This window comes from Zhongshania sp. (genome assembly GCF_041623545.1).
Classification (GTDB): Bacteria; Pseudomonadota; Gammaproteobacteria; order Pseudomonadales; family Spongiibacteraceae; genus Spongiibacter.
Window position 1 is genome coordinate 1 of sequence record NZ_JBFJWS010000375.1, and the last position, 2752, is coordinate 2752.

The 2752-nt window shown below is 50.1% G+C and carries 4 protein-coding genes; all 4 read left to right on the top strand.

From position 1 onward, the window contains the following. Window positions 1-308: putative peptidoglycan-binding domain-containing protein (locus tag ABYT30_RS18085; RefSeq protein WP_373097892.1), on the top strand; the 308-nt coding region annotated here is incomplete at its 5' end. A gap of 81 nt (window positions 309-389) precedes the next feature. Further along, the gene (locus ABYT30_RS18090) at window positions 390-1067 is read left to right on the top strand and encodes a YoaK family protein (protein ID WP_373079230.1); all 678 of its coding nucleotides are present in this window, start codon (window positions 390-392) and stop codon (window positions 1065-1067) included. 36 nt (window positions 1068-1103) lie between these two features. Continuing rightward, on the top strand, window positions 1104-1745 hold the full coding sequence (gene tmpT / locus ABYT30_RS18095; protein WP_373097894.1) for a thiopurine S-methyltransferase: 642 nt from the start codon (window positions 1104-1106) through the stop codon (window positions 1743-1745). A gap of 135 nt (window positions 1746-1880) precedes the next feature. Next, window positions 1881-2752 (top strand): hypothetical protein (locus tag ABYT30_RS18100; protein ID WP_373097895.1); only part of this gene is annotated, 872 nt, incomplete at its 3' end.

Sequence of the window (2752 nt, forward strand, 5' to 3'; positions counted from 1 at the left end):
AAGAGTTTGTTTTCGACAGTGCGGTAAATCATGGTCCAAAACAAGCGCTGCTGTTTGTGCAGCGCAGCTGTAATTTACTGGGTGCAAAGCCGCCACTGCGTGAAGATGGAATAATGGGAGATAACACTCGGCGCGCTGCTGCGACAGCGGCACGATTATTTTGCGCTCGCTTAAAAAGAACGCTACTCGCCGAGCGGCGAAATTTTTATTTTAGATTGGTTGAAGCACAGCCTTCCCAGCAAATATTTCTAAAGGGGTGGTTAAATAGGCTGGCGGAGTTTGACGGAGGCGATACGCGCATAGTGTGAGCGGGATTAATGTGCTAGAAATAGATGTTTGCAGACTACTTTCAATAAGAGACTGCACAGATTTTCTAACGAGACTTAATCATGCTTACCAAACTGCCTCGGTGGGTTGAGTACGGTGCATTTGTATTGGCGTTTGTTGCTGGCAATGTAAATGCCGTTGGACTGATGGGGTTTAAGCACCAGTCAATTTCTCACCTGTCAGGAACTGCGACATTGCTGGGTACGGGCTTGGCTGACGGCTCGCTAAGCAGCGCACTGCACCTACTCGGGGTGTTATTGAGTTTTTTATTTGGCGCGGCAATTTCTGGCGTATTACTCCCCAATGGTGCACTGAAATTAGGTCGCCACTACGATACCTTGTTAGTCCTAGAAGCTTGTTTGTTATTGACCTCAATCATCTTCTTGAATAACGGCTCACTGGCTGGCCACTATACGGCGTCGTTGGCCTGTGGCCTGCAAAATGCGTTAGCGTCAACCTATAGTGGCGCGGTGGTGCGAACGACGCACGTCACGGGTATTTTTACCGACCTAGGGCTAATGTTGGGGGCAAAGTTACGCGGCAAGCCCTTTGATGAGCGCAAAGCCATACTTTTTATTTTAATTATTATAGGGTTTGTTTTAGGTGGCGCACTGGGTGCCTATTTGTTCAGTTTGTGGCAGTTCTTTGCGCTCACTGTGCCGGCGGGGATATGCCTGATATTGGCCGTCGGCTACCGGTTTTATCGCGTGGGTGTGCGCAGAAATTTGTGTGTACCCTAGACTTTATCTGTCACTTGATATTCTAGGGGAGTAGGCGTGGAAGCGAGCTTTTGGCACAAAAAATGGAAGAGTAAAGATATCGCGTTTCATGGCAGCAGTCCTAATCCGTTGTTGCTTCGGCATTTTGATATGCTCCGGCTTGATCGCGGGGCGAGGGTGTTTTTGCCGTTATGCGGTAAAACCTTGGATATTGGTTGGCTCTTAGAACAAGGTTTTTCTGTGGTCGGGGCAGAATTAAGTGAGATCGCAGTGGAGGAGCTATTCGCTGAGCTGTGCCTGATTCCGCAACGCTCAGAACTCGGCCAGTTAAAGCGCTACCGCGCCGCAGGCCTCGAGATCTTTGTCGGCGATATTTTTGATTTAAGTGCCGAGCGACTCGGTATGGTCGATGCGGTTTATGATCGAGCTGCCTTAGTCGCTTTGCCGGATAACCTTCGGCCGGCATACACAGCAATGTTAAAACGAGTAACAAACTCGGCGCCTCAGCTGCTGATTAATTACGACTATCAACAAAATGACATGCCGGGCCCACCTTTTTCTATCAGTGATGTTGAGCTGAGTGCTCACTATGACGGCGAGTATCACCTGACATTGTTAAGCAGCGAGGCAGTCCTTGGCGGCCTGAAAGGGCAGTGCGCCGCACTGGAGAAAGTGTGGCTTTTGCAGCCTAGATCGTGAGTTAAAAAGGGCTGTTACTCGCCATTAGTCGGGACGTTAACGAATCATTACAAATTGGTGTCGGTGAGTTGACATCAATTTGTTTGAGGCTGACAATGAGGCCATCTAATCGCTATTTCCTGCGGAGTAATTCCCATGACAGAAGCTGTAGCCTCTGGTTGTCCCATGCACGATAACGTCGATCGCCGTAAGTCGGCTAAACTTGCGGCCAAAATGACCAAGCCTGATGGCGGCGCTCACTGGGTCAAAAAGCCGAGCGTAGCACGCGCGATACTGCGCAGCCCCGAAGCACTTCAGGCCGGCGCCGGCGCGGAAATGCTGAACTTTGAAAATCCCGAGCATATGCCCGTGTTTTTTCTGGACGGTGCTGATCATCGTAAGAAACGCACTAAAACACAGAAGTTTTTATCACCCAAGGCGGTGAGCGAGCAGCATCACACTATTATGCGGGAAGTCACCGATGAGCTGTTGGCGGAATTTCAGCGTGCCGGCACGGCCAAACTAGAAGATGTCAGCTTTCAGCTGGCGATCGAAGTCGTCGGCGAAATATTGGGTCTGACTAATAGCGACCAAGCGGGCCGCGCTAAGCGAATTCAACGGGTTCTCTATGCGAGCATCGCACAGCGCGAAGGTAATTTTGCAAATCGCATCTTAAAATTTCAGCAGGCCTTCCACACGGGTAACTTCTTTCTTTGGGATGTGCTTCCGGCGATTAAAGCTCGCAAAAAAGCGCCAAAGAACGACGCGATTTCATTCTACATTGAAGAGGGCTATAGCAATATGGCCATCGTTGTAGAGTGCCTAACCTATGGCGCGGCTGGAATGCTGACCACCCGTGAATTTATCGTGATGACTGCGTGGTACCTGTTTGAAGATTTGGCCCTTCGCCAGCGTTTTCTCGACGGCGACTCCAAAGAGCAGATCAACATATTACTAGAAATTTTGCGCTTAGAGCCGGTGGCCGCCATGGTCCATCGCCGAGTTAACGCCGAGGTTGAAGGCCTAGG